Source organism: Marinitoga okinawensis, assembly GCF_055387075.1.
The window spans coordinates 798,575-817,404 of sequence record NZ_AP042422.1; the positions used below are offsets into that span (position 1 = coordinate 798,575).

General features: G+C 27.5%; 16 protein-coding genes and 1 pseudogene. 7 read left to right on the forward strand and 10 right to left on the reverse strand.

Going from position 1 to position 18,830, the window contains the following annotated elements; translation table 11 throughout:
• The first annotated feature begins 263 nt into the window (after positions 1-263).
• From ACZ5CK_RS03960 to ACZ5CK_RS03985, 6 genes and pseudogenes are all read left to right on the forward strand, one after another.
• Entirely contained in the window at positions 264-2,120 is a 1,857-nt protein-coding gene (locus ACZ5CK_RS03960) for an ABC transporter substrate-binding protein (RefSeq protein ID WP_464582602.1), read from the forward strand.
• A 141-nt stretch (positions 2,121-2,261) separates the two neighbouring features.
• On the forward strand, positions 2,262-3,299 hold the full coding sequence (locus ACZ5CK_RS03965; RefSeq protein ID WP_464582603.1) for an ABC transporter permease: 1,038 nt from the start codon (positions 2,262-2,264) through the stop codon (positions 3,297-3,299).
• A gap of 655 nt (positions 3,300-3,954) precedes the next feature.
• Positions 3,955-4,695 (forward strand): annotated as a pseudogene (locus ACZ5CK_RS03970) (ABC transporter permease); the annotation flags it as partial.
• A gap of 17 nt (positions 4,696-4,712) precedes the next feature.
• Entirely contained in the window at positions 4,713-5,720 is a 1,008-nt protein-coding gene (locus ACZ5CK_RS03975) for an ABC transporter ATP-binding protein (RefSeq protein WP_464582604.1), read from the forward strand.
• Positions 5,720-6,901: an ABC transporter ATP-binding protein gene (locus ACZ5CK_RS03980; protein WP_464582605.1), complete on the forward strand. Its 1,182-nt coding sequence runs from the start codon at positions 5,720-5,722 to the stop codon at positions 6,899-6,901. The genes ACZ5CK_RS03975 and ACZ5CK_RS03980 overlap by 1 nt, the downstream gene beginning before the upstream one ends.
• A gap of 715 nt (positions 6,902-7,616) precedes the next feature.
• Positions 7,617-7,799: a hypothetical protein gene (locus tag ACZ5CK_RS03985; protein ID WP_464582606.1), complete on the forward strand. Its 183-nt coding sequence runs from the start codon at positions 7,617-7,619 to the stop codon at positions 7,797-7,799.
• 21 nt (positions 7,800-7,820) lie between these two features.
• Here ACZ5CK_RS03985 and ACZ5CK_RS03990 read toward each other — a convergent pair whose 3' ends face one another.
• From ACZ5CK_RS03990 to ACZ5CK_RS04035, 10 genes are read right to left on the reverse strand one after another with little or no spacing between them, the layout of a single operon-like run.
• Positions 7,821-8,192 (reverse strand): hypothetical protein, encoded by a 372-nt coding sequence (locus ACZ5CK_RS03990; RefSeq protein ID WP_464582607.1) that lies wholly within the window; start codon positions 8,190-8,192, stop codon positions 7,821-7,823.
• A 56-nt stretch (positions 8,193-8,248) separates the two neighbouring features.
• Complete coding sequence (locus ACZ5CK_RS03995; protein ID WP_464582608.1) at positions 8,249-8,941, reverse strand: 16S rRNA (uracil(1498)-N(3))-methyltransferase; 693 nt, start codon at positions 8,939-8,941, stop codon at positions 8,249-8,251.
• Positions 8,941-10,215, reverse strand: a complete 1,275-nt coding sequence (serS, locus tag ACZ5CK_RS04000; RefSeq protein ID WP_464582609.1) for a serine--tRNA ligase — start codon at positions 10,213-10,215, stop codon at positions 8,941-8,943. Before serS ends, ACZ5CK_RS03995 begins: the two co-directional genes overlap by 1 nt.
• The gene (locus ACZ5CK_RS04005) at positions 10,212-10,859 is read right to left on the reverse strand and encodes an LptA/OstA family protein (RefSeq protein ID WP_464582610.1); all 648 of its coding nucleotides are present in this window, start codon (positions 10,857-10,859) and stop codon (positions 10,212-10,214) included. The genes serS and ACZ5CK_RS04005 overlap by 4 nt, the downstream gene beginning before the upstream one ends.
• On the reverse strand, positions 10,856-11,650 hold the full coding sequence (locus ACZ5CK_RS04010; RefSeq protein WP_464582611.1) for a patatin-like phospholipase domain-containing protein: 795 nt from the start codon (positions 11,648-11,650) through the stop codon (positions 10,856-10,858). The genes ACZ5CK_RS04005 and ACZ5CK_RS04010 overlap by 4 nt, the downstream gene beginning before the upstream one ends.
• Positions 11,637-12,428 carry a patatin-like phospholipase family protein gene (locus ACZ5CK_RS04015; protein ID WP_464582612.1) on the reverse strand — a complete coding sequence of 264 codons (792 nt, stop codon included), beginning with the start codon at positions 12,426-12,428 and terminating at the stop codon, positions 11,637-11,639. The genes ACZ5CK_RS04010 and ACZ5CK_RS04015 overlap by 14 nt, the downstream gene beginning before the upstream one ends.
• On the reverse strand, positions 12,428-14,758 hold the full coding sequence (locus tag ACZ5CK_RS04020) for a coiled-coil domain-containing protein (protein ID WP_464582613.1): 2,331 nt from the start codon (positions 14,756-14,758) through the stop codon (positions 12,428-12,430). Before ACZ5CK_RS04020 ends, ACZ5CK_RS04015 begins: the two co-directional genes overlap by 1 nt.
• 12 nt (positions 14,759-14,770) lie before the next feature.
• Positions 14,771-16,459, reverse strand: a complete 1,689-nt coding sequence (locus ACZ5CK_RS04025; RefSeq protein ID WP_464582614.1) for a PEGA domain-containing protein — start codon at positions 16,457-16,459, stop codon at positions 14,771-14,773.
• Entirely contained in the window at positions 16,446-16,889 is a 444-nt protein-coding gene (locus ACZ5CK_RS04030) for a MarR family winged helix-turn-helix transcriptional regulator (RefSeq protein WP_464582615.1), read from the reverse strand. The genes ACZ5CK_RS04025 and ACZ5CK_RS04030 overlap by 14 nt, the downstream gene beginning before the upstream one ends.
• A gap of 14 nt (positions 16,890-16,903) precedes the next feature.
• Entirely contained in the window at positions 16,904-17,230 is a 327-nt protein-coding gene (locus ACZ5CK_RS04035; RefSeq protein WP_464582616.1) for a hypothetical protein, read from the reverse strand.
• Positions 17,231-17,492: 262 nt separating this feature from the next.
• On the opposite strand from ACZ5CK_RS04035, the gene rlmD reads away from it, so the two are divergent.
• Positions 17,493-18,830 (forward strand): 23S rRNA (uracil(1939)-C(5))-methyltransferase RlmD, encoded by a 1,338-nt coding sequence (rlmD, locus tag ACZ5CK_RS04040; protein ID WP_464582617.1) that lies wholly within the window; start codon positions 17,493-17,495, stop codon positions 18,828-18,830.

Below are 18,830 nucleotides of genomic sequence, written 5' to 3' on the forward strand. Positions count from 1 at the left end.
TACATTATATACTAGAAAAATTGAATTAGAATATATTTTTGTTACAAAAGAATTAATGAGGAAAATTGAATAAAAAAGAGAATATGAAAGAATTTTCATAATAATAGAAAATTTTAAAATATTTAGATTTATTACAATGAAATATTAAAGATAACAATGTAGTTGCCGCTTAATCTATTAGAAACTTTGATAAAGTATTTGTAATTTTAAAATTTTTGTGGTAAAATATATCCGGAATAAATTTTATACAAGGAGGGGACTGTATGAAGAAACTTTTAGTAGTATTTTTATTAGTATTTGCTATTTTTGCATTTGCAGAAGTTAAAAACCCCGATACTATTGTTGATTTAACAATTGGGGAACCAGACACATTAGATCCACATCAAGCATATGATACAGCTAGTGGAGAGGTTATATTTAACGTATATGATAACCTTCTCGAATACAAAGGTTCAAGTTTAAGTGAATTTTTGCCAAGATTAGCTGAAGAAGTTCCAACAGCTGATAATGGATTAATCACAGACAACGGAAAAACATTCAAATTCAAAATTAGAAAAGGCGTTAAATTCCACAGTGGAAATGAATTAACTCCATATGATGTAGAATACACATTCGAAAGAGCATTAATAGGAAATCCTGGTGGAGGACCTATCTGGATGTTATATGAAGTATTCTTTGGAGATTACTTCAGCTTAAAATCAGCAGTTAAGGGATTAACAGGTCATTCATGGTCAGAATTAGTAGACCCTGAAACAAAAGAACCAGTAAATGATCAAGCAAAACAAATTTTATTAGACTTCTATAAAAAATATATTGATTCAAAAGTTGAAGTTGATGGCGATTATGTAGTATTCCATTTAGCAGCTCCAAAACCATATTTCTTAAATATTATTGCACAAGGTTCATCATGGGGAGCAATTTTAGATAGTAAAGCAGCTATGGGATTAGGATTATGGGATGGAAAAGCAGACGGATGGTGGAAATTCCATGACTGGAAAAAAGAAGATTCACCATTATACGCAAAAGAAATCGGTTCAGGTCCATATGAATTAGTAACTTGGGATAGAACACAACAAAAAGTTACATTAAAAGCATTTGATGGATACTGGAGAGGTCCAGCTAAAATAAAGAATGTTGTAATTTGGGGAGTAGATGAATGGTCAACAAGAAAAGCAATGTTAGAGAAAGGTGAAGCTGACATAGCTTACGTTCCTGTTCAATACTTAGACCAAGTTGAAGGAAATCCTGATTTAGAAATAATAAAAGGATTACCATCAGTATCAATAACAGCAATGAACTTTAACTGGCAAGTAAAACCAGATTCACCATATATCGGAAGCGGAAAATTAGATGGAAATGGTGTTCCTGTAGACTTCTTTGCTGACAAAAATGTAAGATTAGGATTCATTTATTCATTTGATTATAAAAAGATGATTAATGAAGTATTAAATGGATTTGGTGAATTAGTACCTACAGCATTACCAAAAGGTTTCTTAGGTTATGATGATAACTTACCAAAACCAAAATTTGATTTAGCAGAAGCAACAAAATATTTCAAGAGAGCATATAGAGGACAGTTATGGAGAAAAGGTTTCAAGATGATTATTCTTTACAACACAGGTAACTCATCAAGACAAAAATCAGCAGAATTATTAGCTGACTCATTGAAAAAGATCAATCCTAAATTTAACGTTGAAGCAAGAGGAGTTCAATGGCCAACATTTTTAGACGCAAGAAAGAATGGAAAAATGCCTCTTTACATCATTGGATGGTTAGCAGATTATCCAGATCCAAACAACTTCATTTATACATATTACCATTCAGATGGAGATTATGGACACTATTATGGAGAAAAATATGCTAAATTTGCAAATGCACCACAAGCATTCTTCGGTGGAAAATCATTAAATCAAATGATTTTAGATGCATCATCAGAATTAAATCCTGAAGTTAGACAAGAAATGTACGTAAAGATTCAAGAATTCGTTATCAGAGAAGGAATTGGTGTTCCATTATTCCAACCAGTTGGTGTAAGGGTACATAGAAAATGGTTAAAAGGTTGGTATCCAAACTCAATCAGACCTGGTGACGATTATTATAAATATTCAAAATCAGAATAATTAAGAAATTTTGAAAAAAATAACTTTAATTCTATTTTAAGGGGAGGGGTAATACCTCCCCTTTATTTTTTTGTTTTTTGAATGTTATGTTTCTATGATATAATATATTGGTTTTTTAAAATTAAAAATGGAGGTGCTTGTATGACGGCGTATATTATTAGGAGGTTACTATTATTACCTCTAATAATTTTTGGGGTTACGCTAATAGTTTTCTCCATGATGCAATTGCTTGGAGAAGATCAACTATTAGCAGCATATGTAGATCCAAATACATTAGATAAAATGTCAGAAGCTGATTTGGAAGCTATTAAAGAAAAATATGGGCTTAATGAAGATCCATTTACGAGATATGTTAGATGGATTGAATCAGTGGCTCATGGGGATTTAGGATGGTCAATTGTAGGTAAAGAACCAGTTAAAGATGCAATAATTCATAGATTGCCATCCACAGTAGAACTTACATTATATGCTATTATTCCTATTATTGGGGTAGGAATATGGTTAGGTGTTCAAGCGGCATTACATCACAATAAGTGGCAAGATCATCTGATACGAATATTCTCTATAGTAGGATGGTCATTCCCAGATTTTGTATTTGGTTTAATTATAATCATGGTCTTTTATAGTTGGCTCGGTTGGTTCCCCCCTGGAAGAATTAGTCTGTGGGCAGAAAGTGCAATACATTCCCCGGACTTTCATCAATATACTAAACTTGTCACTATAGATGCATTGTTAAATGGAAGACTTGATATTTTCTGGGATGGGTTAAGACATTTAATTGGACCTATTTTAACATTATCTTATTTATGGTGGGCATATCTAATTAGAATTACAAGATCATCAATGATGGAAGTATTGAGAAAAGATTATGTAAGAACTGCAAGAGCAAAAGGATTACCTGAACACGTAGTTATTAATAAACATGCTAAAAGAAATGCATTAATACCTGTAGCAACTGTTGCAGGTTCAATGATTATAGGGTTAATAATGGGTGTTATTATTGTAGAAACTATATTCATAAGACCTGGTATAGGTAGTTTTGCAGCAAAAGCTGCAGGACAATTAGACTATGCCTCAATAATGGGTATGCTCTTGTTTTCATCTTTAATATTAATTCTTGGTAATTTGATAATTGACGTATCCTATGCATTAATCGATCCAAGAATTAGATACGAGTGAGGTGATAGAAATGAATGAAGAAATTAAGAGATCATTGAAAAAATTCTATAATAACCCATCAGCGATGCTTGGACTAATATTATTAATATTTTTTATATTAATAGCGTCATTTGCACCGTTATTAGCTCCGCCACAAATTCCAATAGATCCTGAAATAGATAATATGGAGAAAATGATTAATAATTTAAATGAAAGTAAAGATCCTGCAATAATAACGCAGTTAACAGATTCTTTCAAAGACTATTATGATTTCACATATGGATTCTATATTGATTATATAAATGACATAAAAAAATTAGGTCAAGCATTAAATAATTATATGTCTAATAGGAGTGACGAAAATTACAACAAATTAATAGAAATACTTCAACCGTTGACAGATGATTATATTTTAGATACATCATACATTGAAAATTTAGAAAATAATAAAGATCAGTCTTCAAATGAAAAGAAAACAAAGTTTGAAAATGCATTAAAGGATTTACAAAATGGTATAAAAGGTTTTGAAAAGAAATATAAATCAGCTATAAAAATAAAAGGAGAACTTGATGATATTCTATCAAAGGATACATCTGTAAAAGTATTTTTACCAGCAGCTAAAAAATACTTTAAAGACTTAAAAAAAGATTATATAAAAAGCATCAATTATAATCCTTATTTAATGCCTATAGTAACATATGAAAATACTCCTATTCCACCATCAAAAGAACATCCTTTTGGTATAAGTAATGGTAGAGACATATATTATGGTGTTATTTGGGGTACTAGAACAGGATTTAAAATTGGGTTAACTGTTGTTTCTATTGCTACAATAATAGGGTTATTTATTGGATCTATTTCAGCTTATTTTGGTGGCTGGGTAGATGAAATATTGATGAGAATTACTGATATATTCATGTCAGTTCCGTTTATGCTTTCTGCAATGGTATTAACTACAATATTGGGAACAGGTTTGGATAAAGTTATGATTGCGATGATTGTTTTTGGTTGGATGGGCTCTGCAAGGTTAATAAGAGGTAATATATTGCAAGCTAAAAATGATCAATATGTATTGGCTGCAAAGGCCTTAGGTGTATCAGATGCAAAAATAATTGTTAAACATATTTTACCAAATACAATTTTCCCTGTTGTAATTCAAGCATCGATGAGAATAGGTTCTATGGTTATTACTGCAGCTGTATTAAGTTTCTTAGGTGTTGGAGCACCCCAAGGATATGCGGATTGGGGATCAATATTAAACTATGCTAGAAACTGGATGCTTGGCGGGACAGAAGGGGCATTCCAATATTGGTATACAATAGTATACCCTGGTACAGCAATGGTATTATTTGTATTAGCTTGGAATTTAGTAGGAGATGCATTAAGAGATATCTTTGATCCGAAACTACGTGGTTAGTTGAAAGGAGGCAAATAATGAAAGAGCCAATATTAAAGGTAAATAATTTACATACATATTTCGATACAGAAGACGGAGAAGTACGAGCTGTAAGAGGTGTCTCCTTTGATGTTCATGAAGGAGAAACACTTGCTATAGTTGGAGAATCTGGATCTGGAAAATCTGTAACATCTTTAAGCATTATGAGATTGTTAGATGAAAATGGAAGAATTGCAGAAGGAGAAATAATATATAAAGGTCAGGATATATCAAAAATTCCTGATGAAGATATGAGACATATAAGAGGAAAAGAAATTGCAATGATTTTCCAAGAACCAATGACTGCATTAAATCCCGTATTTACAGTAGGGGATCAAATAATAGAAATGATAATGCTTCATATGGGAATGGATGAAAAAGCAGCAAGGCAAAGAGCAATAGATTTATTAAGAAAAGTAGGTATTCCAGAACCAGAAAAACGTGTTGATCAATATCCACACGAATTATCTGGTGGAATGAGACAAAGAGCCATGATTGCTATGGCATTGTCTTGTAATCCAAAAGTATTAATTGCAGATGAGCCCACAACAGCGCTTGATGTTACAATACAAGCACAAATATTAGAATTAATGAAAGAATTGCAAAAAGAATATGGAATGGCTATCATATTTATTACTCATGACTTGGGTGTAGTTGCTGAAATGTCTGATAAGGCAGCAGTTATGTATGCTGGAAAAATAGTTGAATATGGAGATATAGTATCCATATTTAAAAGACCAAAAAATCCATATACGTGGGGACTAATGCAATCTATTCCAAAATTAAATGAAGAAGTAGATAGATTAATGTCAATTCCAGGGACAGTACCTAATCCTAGAAAATTTCCTAAAGGATGTGGATTTTCCAATAGATGTTTCTTGGCAAAAGAAAAATGTAAAAATGAAATGCCAGAATTAGTTGAAGTTGAACCTGGGCATTACTCAAGATGTTTCTATATAGATGAATTAATAGAGCAAATTGAAAAGTCAAGGGCGGGTGAAAAATAATGTCTCAAGATAAAAAAATCCTATTACAAGTTGATAATTTAAAAAAATATTTTCCTGTAAGAGCTGGAGTTTTTAAAAGGGTTGTTGCACATGTTCAGGCAGTTGATGATATATCTTTTAAAGTATTTGAAGGGGAAACAATAGGTTTAGTTGGAGAATCTGGTTGTGGTAAAAGTACAACTGGAATGACTATATTGAGATTATTAAATCCAACAGCTGGAAGAGTAGTTGTTGATGGTTTAGATACAACGCCCTTATTTTTTCCTAAATCAAAAGCACATAAATATATACATGAAACATATGTAAAAAAGTTTAACGAATTAAAAAATAAATATAATTCAGAAGATGAAGTAATAAAAAATCTCAAAGAAGAAATAGATAAAAAATATGCAAAAGTATATTTTGAAAAAGGGATGCATGGTCTTAATGAAGAAATGCTTTCCAATATAAATGAAAAAAGAAAATGGTTTAGAAGAAATATGCAAATTATTTTCCAAGATCCATATTCATCATTAAATCCAAGAATGAGAATTAGAAGTATTATCGCTGAAGGGTTACAAACTCATGGATTGGTAAAAAATAGTGCAGAAGCAACAGAAAAAGTAAAAGATTTATTAGAAAAAGTTGGATTATCATCAGAATATATTTACAGATTCCCACATGAATTTTCTGGCGGTCAAAGGCAAAGAATTGGTATTGCAAGGGCTTTAGCCTTAAATCCTAAATTAATTGTTGCTGATGAAGCTGTTTCTGCATTAGATGTATCTATTCAATCGCAGGTAATAAACTTATTAGAAGATTTACAAAAAGAATTTAAATTAACATATGTATTTATTGCTCACGATTTAGCTGTTGTTAAACATATTTCAGACAGAGTTGCAGTTATGTATCTTGGTAAAATAGTAGAATTAGCAGACAAGAAAGCATTATTTGATAATCCATTACATCCATATACAGTATCATTAATGTCTGCTATACCAATACCAGATCCTGAATACAAGAAAAAGAGAATTATTTTGCAAGGAGATGTTCCAAGTCCTATTAATCCTCCAAGCGGTTGTAGATTCCATACAAGATGTCCAATAGCAAAAGATATTTGTTCTAAAAAAGAACCACCACTAGTGGATATGGGTGATGGACATATGGTGGCTTGTCACTTTGCAGGACAATTTAAAGGATAATAATATAAATATGAAAATAAAGTGTCGATCCAGTTTTTGGATTGGCACTTTGTTTTTATAGATATAATCTAATTAATAAATAATAAAAAATAATCATTACAGTTAAGAAATATCTAAGAAATAAAAATGAAATAATATTCAATCTTCTAAAACGCTCATAAATAAAGAAAAATAATTAACTTAGGTTCGGAAGTAGTTCATAAAAATGAAATAAAATCTAAAATATGCTTGACAAAAGGAATTTAGAGAGTTATAATAATGAAAAGTTTTCCGGACCTATGCTAAAAAATTAGAAATTTATAAAATATGCGTGAATAGCGGAAAGTTTAAAAATAGGTTCGACTATTGATAAAAAGCGGATTTTAGAAGAAAAATTAGAAAAAATAGCAAAAATCTCAAAATAAAAAAATAGGTACGGAAAAATGGCTTCTGAAATAGTTATTAAAAAAAGGTTCTAGAAGCCAAGTCTTGGAAAGAAACCACTCTCTGAAAGAGATAGAAACATATCTTCAATAATTGGTGTTGCTAATTGGTAGCTAAGTGTCTTGGAAAGGAACTACTCTCTGGAAGAGATAATTTTATTTGAAATACAATTTGAAAATATAGATGAAAATTGTAAGAAAATTAGAAGAGATTATAGGTAGAATATAGGAATAAGAAGCAATTGGAGATATGAAACTGTTAATTTTAGAAAATCTTAATTTATATTTTCTAAATGCGGAAGCATTCGCTATTCAAAAAACTAAATATTGAAATTGATGCAGAAGATGGAAAAAGACAATTGAAAGAATATTTGTATGCATTAATTGTGAAATATTTCATTTTAATGGTAGTGGAAAAATTAGATAAAGAAAATATTTACAATTTACTAAATGAAGATAATTTAAATAAAAAATAAGGCGGAGGAATCCGCCTTATTTTAATAACTTTTTGAACTATTAGACATTCTAAAAGTTTCCGTTCTATCATTATCATTCACTATATGCAGATATCTGTCTTTTGCTTCTTTTGCTTTTTTTCTTATTATTGAAGGTAGGTCAGATGTTTCAAATTCTTCTTTTAATATTTCCATTAAAGGATCTTCAAAATAATAACCTTCTTCAGTTTCTTCATCGAAGACAATATAATTTAAATGTTCATCTGTAATTTTCTCTGGAAAAGCTTTTTTTAAGAAGTTTAAAGTATATTTGGCAAATGTGTCTACAACATCTTGTGGTCTTTTTGCATGATTTAACATGTCATGATATTCTTTTTTTGTTTCTTCGTAAAATTTTACATAAGATTTCATCATGCTTTCCCCTCCCTGTTTAGTCTATTAGTTTTGACTTTAAAAAAAGGGAAAAGTTCTTAATATAATCTATTATAATAGTAATTTAAAATACTTATTGTATATATTCCAGCTGTTTCAAATCTCATAATAGTATTTCCTAAATTTGTTCTAAATATATTATCAGGTAGATTTTCTAATTCTTCTTTAGAAAAACCCATGTCAGGGCCTAAAATTATAGAAATTTTATCTGGTTTATGGAGCTTTTCTAATGTATTTTTTAATGTTATGTTTACTGTTAAATCTAAGAGAATAGGGTTTTCTATAGAGTTAAAATCTTCAAATTTGAAAAATTTTATTTTAGGGAAAACAGGATTTTCTGATTGCTTTGAGCTTTCAATGATTGTTTTTTGGAATTTTTCTAATGATTTGATTTTTAATTGTGATTTTTGGCCATGAAATATATATATATTATTTACTCTTAATTCTACTAATTTTTCTATTAATATCTTCATCCTATCAAATTTACTTGCACCAATATAAAAATCAATCTGTGGTTTATATATTTTTGTATATTCATCTTTTTTGATAATTTGACATATCGTTTCATTTTTTTTAATTTTTTCTATTTTACATAGAAATATATTTCCTTTACCATCAAAAACCTTTATTTTATTATTTTCTTGTAATCGAACTATTTTTAAATGAGCAGTTTCATTTTTATCTAAAAAAATTTTTCCATTTAAATATTTGCCATAAAAAGCATTTGGCATTAACCTATAACCTCCATACCGACATATGGAATTAATACTTCGGGTACTTTAATCTTTCCGTCAGGCATTTGATAGTTTTCCATTATAGCAACTAACGTTCTACCTACAGCTAATCCAGAACCATTTAATGTATGTACATATTCCATTTTATTTTGTTTATTTCTAAACCTTGTATTTCCTCTTCTGCCTTGGAAATCTTTTACATTACTACATGAAGAAATTTCCTTATATGCATTATAGCTTGGTAGCCATACTTCAAGATCATATGTTTTTGCTGCTCCAAATCCAAGATCACCAGTACAAAGTGTAATAACTCTATATGGTAATTTTAGTAATTGTAAAATTTTTTCTGCATGTGAAGTTAATATTTCGAGTGCTTCTTCAGAATTTTCTGGAGTGGTGTACCAGAATAATTCAACTTTATCAAATTGATGTTGTCTTATTATTCCTCTTACATCTCTACCATAACTTCCAGCTTCTCTTCTATAACATGGTGTGTATGCAACGTATTTTAATGGTAAATCCTTAAAACTTAGTGTTTCGTTTTGATGCATACCTGCTAAGGCTACTTCAGCAGTTGGTATTAAGAATAGATCATCATTTTTTGTATTGTATGCGTCTTCTTCAAATTTTGGTAATTGACCAGTTCCTAACATTGTTTCTCTTTTTACAAGATGGGGGGGTATAACTTCTGTATATCCGTGCTCTTTTGTATGTACATCTAACATGAAATTTATTAATGCTCTTTCCATTCTTGCTAATTGCGATTTTATTATTGAGAATCTTGAACCACTTAATTTGGAAGCTCTATCAAAGTCAAGCATATCTAAATCTGTTCCTAAATCCCAATGTGCTTTAGGTTCAAAATCAAAAGTTCTTGGTGTTCCCCATTTTCTGATTTCTACATTATCATTTTCATCTTTACCTACAGGTACGCTTTCATCTGGAATATTAGGTATATATAATAGCTTTATATGAATTTTATCTTCTATAACCCTCATTTTTTCTTCAAGTTCTTTTATTTGATTTCCAACTTCCTTTGATTCTTGCATTATTTTTTGAAATTCTTCAGCATCTCCAGAAGATTTTATTTTTGCTATTTGTTTTGAATATGCATTTCTCTTTGCTCTTAATTCTTCAACTTGTCTTTGATATACTCTTTTTTCTTTGTCTAATTCGATTATTTGGTCTATTAAGTCTGTTTCCATATTTCTTTTTTTTAGTGCCTCAATTACTATTTCTGGTTTATTCCTTATTAATTTGATATCAATCATTTGTTTTCCTCCTTATCTTTTATTTCAAGAGTTAATTTAACTTGTTGTGCTGAGATTTCATTTTTATCTGTTTTAAATGTAGCTTTTGATGTTTCCATATCTATTTTCTTTTTTTCATTTGTGATTTTTACATTGTCTTTTAATAATAAAATTTTAGTGTTTTCATCATATTCAAATGATTTTGCATATATTAAATAGTCACCTTTGATTATTTTAACTAATGAGTTATTATCTTCCATTTTTCCTGAATATGTTTTATTTTTATTATCAAAATTTATTTCATCACAAAATATTAGAATATTTTTATTTTCTTCTTTTAATGTTATTTTTGTTTCAACTTTTCCTTTTAAAATACCTAAATCATTTTTAAGATCATAATTTAAAGAGTCAGATGTTGCTTCCATTGTATCTGTTTTTATTCTTATAGAACCAGTTGATTCTAATTTTTTCCATTCGTCATTTACTAAAGTAACTGTAGCTAAATCAGTTAATACTTCTAATGTATCTTTAATAACTTGAACGTTGTTTTTTAATACGTAAAAATCATCTCCACCTTTTACTGTATCGGCACTCACATGAATTGTAGATGAAAAAGATATTATAGAAAATGAAATTATTAGTAATAAAATAATTAATTTTTTCATGATAATACCTCCATATTTTTATTTATCCACATTTGAGCAGTTTTTCTAGCATTATTATAAGATGCTCCACTTAAAGACAATGAGGTTAATTTTATTGGTGTTAATACATCAATATCTTTTGTTAGTATATCAAATAATTTTTTCTTTCTTAAGAAAAAGGAGTATAATAATATTTCTGCTCCATTTTTTGGAGTTGGTAATTTTAATGAACATTCTAATGAAGTTATTATATTAATATCTTCTAATTTTAATGGACAAATGGAAATTTCTGCAGTAGGTATTAACATTTTATCTTCATATTCATAATATTTAAAAAACGGTGGTGATGAAAAAGATGCTAAAATTGCATCTGTAAGATATTCATCTGGTTTAAATACGTAGATTTCTTTTTTTTGTATATCATATGTTTCTATTTCAAAAAAATCTCCAATATCTCCAATTTTTGTGTTACCAAAATAACTTTGAAGCTCTTTTTTTAATTCTTTATGTGATTCAAATTCGAATTGTTTTTTTCGATTTAATTTCCAAAGAACTATAGCCTGATTGTATAAATTTTCATAAATTTTATCTTTAAAAAAGTATCTATTCAGAATTTTTGAGTTTTGGATAAATTCAATATTTTTTCCAAAAAAATTTTTCTTATATTTAGAAATGAAAAATGGTAATAATGCACTTATTCCGGATACTCTCAAAAATATTGGAATGTCATGGTTTAAAAATTCTGAAATGACACCAGAATTCCAATAGATACCATATTTAAAATCGCCAGAAGCAATATTAATTTTTTTCATGCATATCCCTACTTTCAAGTTTCTTTTTTGCTTCTACGTAGATTTCTTTGTATTTATCAAATTCATACCATTCATATGATGAGTCAAAAATATAAACTTCATTAGCTTGTTTTAATTTTTCTGATGTAATATAATCAGCACTTAATGATGAAATGAAATTAATATATTCTAATCCATCATTAAATTTTTCATTTTTTTGTGGTATATGGGAAGCTATTATATATTCTGCTCCCATTTTTTTACATAATTCGACAGGAACTTCATCTAATACTCCACCATCAACTAAAGCCATTCCACCTAATAATTTTGGAGTAAATGCTGCAGGCACATTAGAAGATGCCATAACAGCATCTAATATATATCCTTCCGTAATTTCTTCTACAGTTTCAGAATCTATATCTACAGCTACAGCTCCAAACGGGATTTTACAATCAGAGAATCGTTTTTTATGAAATAATGATTTTAATAAATTGAATAATAAATTATTATTTAGAATACCTGGTGATGATAGTAATTTTGCAAAACCAGTAATTTTATTTTCTAAGCTTTTCTTTATATATTGTATTTCTTTGTTAGAATGTTTTATTATATAATGAAATTTCCTTAAAACTAATTCGCTGTTTGGTTCTAATGCATATAATGCACCAACAATGGATCCAGCACTACAACCTGTAATTGCTACTGGATTTTCATTATATTTTTTTTCTAAATATTCAAGTAGGGCTATATGTGCCATTCCTCTAATTCCACCGCTTCCTAAAGCAACACCATAATTCATTACATACCTCCTAACACAACATAAACTGCAATACCGCCAACAATACCACCTATTAAACTATAGAGAATGTTATTCATAATATTTTGATTGTGAATATCTTTTTCTAATTTAGATACTTTAGATTCTAATAAATTTACTTCACTGGAATCTTTTTTCATTTCTAATAGTTCATTTGAAATTTGATTATTTTGTGATTTTAAATTAGTTATATCTTTCTCCATATTAATTATTTTTTCATCTAAATATGAAGAGTTAGATATTGTATTTACTTTATCTTCTACATTATTTAATCTTGTTATAATTGATTCTAGAGATTTCATATTTTCCTTAATAAGATCATCTTTTATTTGCATATATACATAATCTTTTATATCATCAGATTTTTTCATAATTTCTTGTGATACCATATCTCCAATTATATTAGTCAATACATCTTTATTATTTGAAGGTAAATTTTCCAAATTATATATGGATTTTTCTAATGATTTTAATCTTTCTTCGAACGTATTTAATTGTAATACTTTTTTGTCAAATTCACTTTTCAATTCAAATAATGTTTTGCTATTTGTGATTACATCATTTTGTAATTTTTCTGTAGGTGGTTGTAGAGCTAAGTCTTGAACTAATTTATTCATATCTCTAATCTTTTTAGTTAACTCGTCATCTTTAGCCTTTAATTCATCTATGGTTTTTAATTGATCATTAATTTTTTGTATTTCTTGATAATTCTTGGTACTCAATTGATCTAAATTATTTATCTTAGGTAATGCAGAATTTATGTTTGTTAAAAGTTCTCCAATATTATTTACACCACTATCCTTTACGGCTTTTCTAAAATCTTCTAAATCTTTTGACATATTTAAAACTTGAGCAGTAAGGTTAGAAACTGCATAATCATTAGTATTTATTCTTGCTTCGATTTTATCAATTTTTGAGAATAAATTAGATATACTATCACTTTGTTTGTCAAAAGCAGCACCTTCTAATAAAGCAATTCTTTGATCATACTCTTTTAATGTTTTGCTAAATGTATTTAATTCATCTGCAGCATTTTCTAAAGCCTTCATGTTGTCTAATCTTTTTTCTATATTTGATAATCTATCGAGTAATTCTTGGGGAAGTTGAGTATTAGCTGTAACTTTTATATCGCTTATATTTTTCTCTAAATCTATAACTTTACTTTCTAAATTATTTATTCTATTAGATGCGTCAGATAATATTCCATTATATGAATTTATAACTTTTTCAAATTCATCAATTTTGTTTTTTAATGTGGGTATATCATTGGTTTTATTTTCAATTTCTTGTAGTTTTTTATATAGTAATGTATCATTAGACAATGTAGAACTATCCGTTATTTTGATTCCGGATGTTTCCAATTGTAAGACTTTATCATTTAATTCTCTTATCTGATTATCTAATTCAGGAATTTTTGATGTTAAATTAATAAGAGGTTTTATTTGAAAATCGAATTTTTGTTGTATTATGTTATCTATATATTCATTTGAAGAGGAGATTTGATTTTTTAATTCATTTATATCATTTGTTAATTGTGTTAAAGTTGAATCTTCAGTGCTTTTTTTCCATCTCATTTGAGCAGAAACTTCATTAGTAATAAATAGTTTTAATCCGTCTTTTTCTTTGGAAAATAAATCATCAATATATGATTTATAATTACTTTGTTCTCTTTTTAAATAATCATCTAAAGTATTAGTCATGTATTCTTTTGTTTTTGAAAATTGATCTAAGACTTGTTCTACTGTTTTTTCAAATTCATTCATTCTATTGCTAAATAGCACTATTGAAGCCAATGTTGTTTCATATAACTCGTTAATTTTCTGCTCTGATCTTTTTTCTGCTACCATATAAGCATTTTGAGCTATTGTTTTAAAAATAGGATTATTTGAATCGGTTGAATCTATTGTTATAGCATTTTCAAGATTTTTAACTCTATTAGATAAGTCCATAACGTTATTTTTTGTGTTTTTATAATCGGCATCAAGAGAAAATATAAAATTTTCTAATGTATAAACTCTTTCTGGAAGTTTTTCAATTTCTAACTTTGTTAAAGAAGCATCTAATGTCATTATTTCTTTTTTATAATTTTCATTTAAATAATCTAAAAATTTAGAACCAAATATTGCAAGATCATATCTGGATACTGATATTGAGCCATTAAATTTTCCTTGTGTATCTGTATCCATTATTCCAGCATTTATCACTTTAAAAACATGAGGATAAACAGGTGAAGCTGGTTTAACATCTGTAATTTCTCCGAAGATTATTGAAAAAACAATTAAAAATGATAAAATAATAATAATTTTTTTCATTATACTGCCCCCTTAATACCAATTATCTAAATTAATATATTTCCCGTCATCTGTAAAATATATAAATCTTTCAGCAATTTTTCTTTTACCTTTGAAAATGCTAATTTTATGAACACCATATTCTAATCTTAAGTCTAATTCTGATGAAGAATATTTAATATCATCTACATATATATCGTAAGGTTTTGTATGAACTATTTTTACCGGAACTAGATTCGCTCTTGAAAAGAAAATTACTCTGTGTTCATAATTTGTCAAACTTATATTTATATTATAGCTTTTTCCATCAGAAAACTTGAAAGTTACATTATGGGTACCTGGAGACAATACATCTCCTAAAACATAACCTCTATTAATATATTTTCCATCTATATATATTAATACATAATTTGAAGATGTAAATAAAGATACAGCAGAAACATTATCATTATTTGTTAAAAAAATAGTTTGATTTCTGTTTTTTCTTATAGTTGTAGTTTTTTTAGAATTCAGATAATATACATCTATTGTTTTTGTTTTTTGCATGGTATCTAATAAAATTGTGGAAGGAGTGAAAGCATATTTATCTCCTATATAAGTTAAAATCTTTTCTTTTGCTAGTACTTCAACTGAGGTTGAACGTCTAGGATTTAATAAAATTTCTTTTGGCGCATCTTTATCAATAATATATCTAAAAAATAATTCGCTATCTTCCTTTGAAACTATTTCTATAATATGAGGCATTCCATCTAATTCAAGATATTCTATACTTTCTCCGATAAATTTCCCATCTAAATAAAACTGTAATCCTTGGCTATCACTAAATTTTACGATGCGAGTATTTTCATATAATTCAAAAAACAATTGTTTTTTATCAATAGATTTATCCAACTTTATTGATAATTCTTTTGATATGTAACCAATTTTTGATAAAATAATTTTTAGATTACCTGAAGGTACTGTAAAGGTATTAGGAGTATATCCCATATTTTCACCATTTATTGTAACTAAAGCATTTTGAGGAGAAGAATCTATATATAATTTAATTCCCTTTTTGAGTTCAAAATTTAATGTTGTGGGTTCTTCAGAGGTTAAAATAATTTTTTTTGATAAAGATAGATATCCATCTTTTTTTAATGTTATATCATATTGTTTGTTAAGAGACAATATTGTTGAATATGGAGTCACACCAACAAGTGATTTATTAATATACAAATTAGCTGATGGATTTGATTTTATAGTTACCATTCCATTTGGAACAAAATTTACATTTAAATTTATAGTTTTAAAAGGTATTAAGTTGATTTTTAATGTTAATGGTTTGTAATTTTCAGCAGTTAATGTAATTTCTGAGATGTTTGATGGGATTTTTAATACGGAATTATTTTTTAAAGATATAGTTGTTTCATTATATGTAACCTTAAAATTATCAACATTTGAGATGAATTTTATAGTAGATAAAGGGATTAATGTTACGTTTAAAGTCATATCCTTATTTAGATTTATGTTTGTTTTGTAATCAGCATAGCCAAATTTCGATATTAATATTTCATGATTTCCATTATTTAGTGAGATGATTTCTTTTCCATCTTTTATTGTTGAAATATATTCATTATCTACATATATAAGAGCTCCTTTTGGTCCAATTACAGTTAATTGTGCGGAAAAGGATAATATTGTGAGGACTAAAAATAACAAAATAAATATTTTATTCTTTTTCATTTTTCCTCACCTCATTTATTATATAATCTAAATGCTCTAACTGATTCATTAAATTTTCTGGTTCATCTATTTGAGATAATACTTTATCCATAAATTCGACTCGAGCTTTGATAACTTCATCTATTACATTAATCCCTTTTTGAGTTATTTTTATAGTAGTAACTCTTTTATCTTTTTCATCTTTAACCTTTGTCAAATAGCCAGCATTTTCTAAACGGTTAATCAAACCTGTTGTGGTACTTTTTGTTATACCTAGAGTAACACTAATATCAGTAACTCTTTTAGGCCCTCTGAAATAAATTATCTGTAAAAGATCAAATTGCGCAGGAGATATTTCGCTATTTTTAATAATTTTTCTACCTTCTACTTTTATTTTGAAGCAAATATCTCTTAGTATTTTTTCAAAATTACTCAACCTTTTTTTATCCATAATGTTCCTCCTATCTATTTATATATTATTTTTGAAAGTGAGGTAATGAAGTTGGTAAAGAATATAACCTTTTCAGCCATGCTAAGCGTTTTGACAGTTTTATTGTTCACATCACAAATGTTTATTCCTGTTGTGGGGATTCTTATATCTTTTTTTAGTTTGATTCCTTTAATAATTGTATATAAAATGACAAATATGAAGTATTTTTTAATTTCCACATTAACATCAGCTTTTTTAATATTAATTTTAAATGATTTATTTGGTTTTATCTTTTTTTCTACTTTTTTACTTCCACCTGTTTTAAGTATTGTATATAATAAAAAAAATAAAATTCCCCACATTATATTTTTTCTCGTGCCAGTGGCATCATCCTATTTTATGTATAAATCTTTTTTTAATGTAAAGATTTTTGTTTATCTTTGGCCACTTATTGGAGCATCTGTATTTATGGTAGTTAAATTTTATTATATAAAAATTTCAGAAATAATTATGAAAAATTTAAAGCAAAAAGGTTTTTAACTATATATATTTTATCAGAAAAACTGCAAAAAATGAAATGTATGTTATAATGAAAATAGAAAATAATTTGTTTGAGGTGATTGTATGGAAACTATTGATGTTGTTGTTGAAAAAATAGTGAATGGTGGTTATGGATTTGCAAGATATGATAATAAAATTTATATGATTGAACATGCTTATCCAGGTGAATTTGTTAGGATAAAGATAAAAGGTAATAAAAAAGATGTGTATTTTGCAGAAGTAGTTGAATATATAGAAAAATCACCGTATAGAAATAGATCAGTATGTCCTCATTATCAAGAGTGTGGTGGTTGTCAATTATTGGATCTTGATTACAACGAACAATTAAAGATTAAAACAGGTATAGTTAAAGAACAAATAAGAAGAATAGGAAAATTAGATGATTCATTGGTTTTAGATGCAGTTAGGTCTGATGAAATAAATAATTATAGGAGTAAAATGGAATTTGCTTTTTCATATGTAAAAGGAGAATTGAAATTAGGACTTAAAAAAAGAAATACTAATGAAATTATAGATATAAAAAAATGTTTTATATCTCCCAAAGAATTTAATAAGATATTACATGAAACTAAAAAGATTTTTGAAGCGTTAAATTTAAAAATATATAATCCAAAATCAAGAAAAGGTGAATTTAAGCATCTTGTTCTTAGAAAATCGTTTTCCAAGAATGAAATAATGAGCATATTTATTACTAAAACCGAATATATTAGTAACTATAAGAAATTTAAAGAACTAATAAAAAATAATATTAAATCTGATTCAATAATACATGTTATGAATGGATCTGACTCTGTTGTTTTAAGAGGCCCGTATAAAACATTAAAAGGTGAAGGAGTCTTAAAAGAAGAATTTGATGGATTTGAATATCAAATTCCTCCAACAGCATTTTTTCAAAATAACTATAACATAACTAAGAAAATATTAAACGAGTTTGTAAGAATAGTTAAAGAAGAAAAGATAACAGGACATTTATTAGATTTATACTCTGGTGTTGGATTGTTTTCAATTTATCTTGCACCATTATTTAAACATGTTAATGGTGTAGAAACTAATGGTATATCTGTTAAAGCAGCGCATTCAAATACAAATATTAATAACATAAAAAATGCAACATTTATTAAAGCAGATGTTGAAGAATTTATTCAGGATTATGATAAGAAAGTTGATTTATTAATTGTTGATCCTCCAAGAAGTGGTTTGGGAAAGAAAGTTTTAACTAAAATTTTACATTTGAAACCTAAAAATATTTTTTATTTATCTTGTGATCCGACAACTTTATCCAGAGATTTATCAAAATTAAATGAATTCTATAATATAGAATTTATTCAGCCTTTTGATATGTTTCCCAATACTTTTCATATTGAAAATTTTGCGTTTTTAAAGGCAAAAAACAGTAATTAA

Bases quoted from the DNA above. Each gene is read 5' to 3' on its own strand.
- ACZ5CK_RS03960 (WP_464582602.1), top strand. From the start codon at position 264: ATGAAGAAACTTTTAGTAGTATTTTTATTAGTATTTGCTATTTTTGCA.
- ACZ5CK_RS03965 (WP_464582603.1), top strand. From the start codon at position 2,262: ATGACGGCGTATATTATTAGGAGGTTACTATTATTACCTCTAATAATT.
- ACZ5CK_RS03975 (WP_464582604.1), top strand. From the start codon at position 4,713: ATGAAAGAGCCAATATTAAAGGTAAATAATTTACATACATATTTCGAT.
- ACZ5CK_RS03980 (WP_464582605.1), top strand. From the start codon at position 5,720: ATGTCTCAAGATAAAAAAATCCTATTACAAGTTGATAATTTAAAAAAA.
- ACZ5CK_RS03985 (WP_464582606.1), top strand. From the start codon at position 7,617: ATGCGGAAGCATTCGCTATTCAAAAAACTAAATATTGAAATTGATGCA.
- ACZ5CK_RS03990 (WP_464582607.1), bottom strand. From the start codon at position 8,192: ATGATGAAATCTTATGTAAAATTTTACGAAGAAACAAAAAAAGAATAT.
- ACZ5CK_RS03995 (WP_464582608.1), bottom strand. From the start codon at position 8,941: ATGCCAAATGCTTTTTATGGCAAATATTTAAATGGAAAAATTTTTTTA.
- serS (WP_464582609.1), bottom strand. From the start codon at position 10,215: ATGATTGATATCAAATTAATAAGGAATAAACCAGAAATAGTAATTGAG.
- ACZ5CK_RS04005 (WP_464582610.1), bottom strand. From the start codon at position 10,859: ATGAAAAAATTAATTATTTTATTACTAATAATTTCATTTTCTATAATA.
- ACZ5CK_RS04010 (WP_464582611.1), bottom strand. From the start codon at position 11,650: ATGAAAAAAATTAATATTGCTTCTGGCGATTTTAAATATGGTATCTAT.
- ACZ5CK_RS04015 (WP_464582612.1), bottom strand. From the start codon at position 12,428: ATGAATTATGGTGTTGCTTTAGGAAGCGGTGGAATTAGAGGAATGGCA.
- ACZ5CK_RS04020 (WP_464582613.1), bottom strand. From the start codon at position 14,758: ATGAAAAAAATTATTATTATTTTATCATTTTTAATTGTTTTTTCAATA.
- ACZ5CK_RS04025 (WP_464582614.1), bottom strand. From the start codon at position 16,459: ATGAAAAAGAATAAAATATTTATTTTGTTATTTTTAGTCCTCACAATA.
- ACZ5CK_RS04030 (WP_464582615.1), bottom strand. From the start codon at position 16,889: ATGGATAAAAAAAGGTTGAGTAATTTTGAAAAAATACTAAGAGATATT.
- ACZ5CK_RS04035 (WP_464582616.1), bottom strand. From the start codon at position 17,230: ATGTGGGGAATTTTATTTTTTTTATTATATACAATACTTAAAACAGGT.
- rlmD (WP_464582617.1), top strand. From the start codon at position 17,493: ATGGAAACTATTGATGTTGTTGTTGAAAAAATAGTGAATGGTGGTTAT.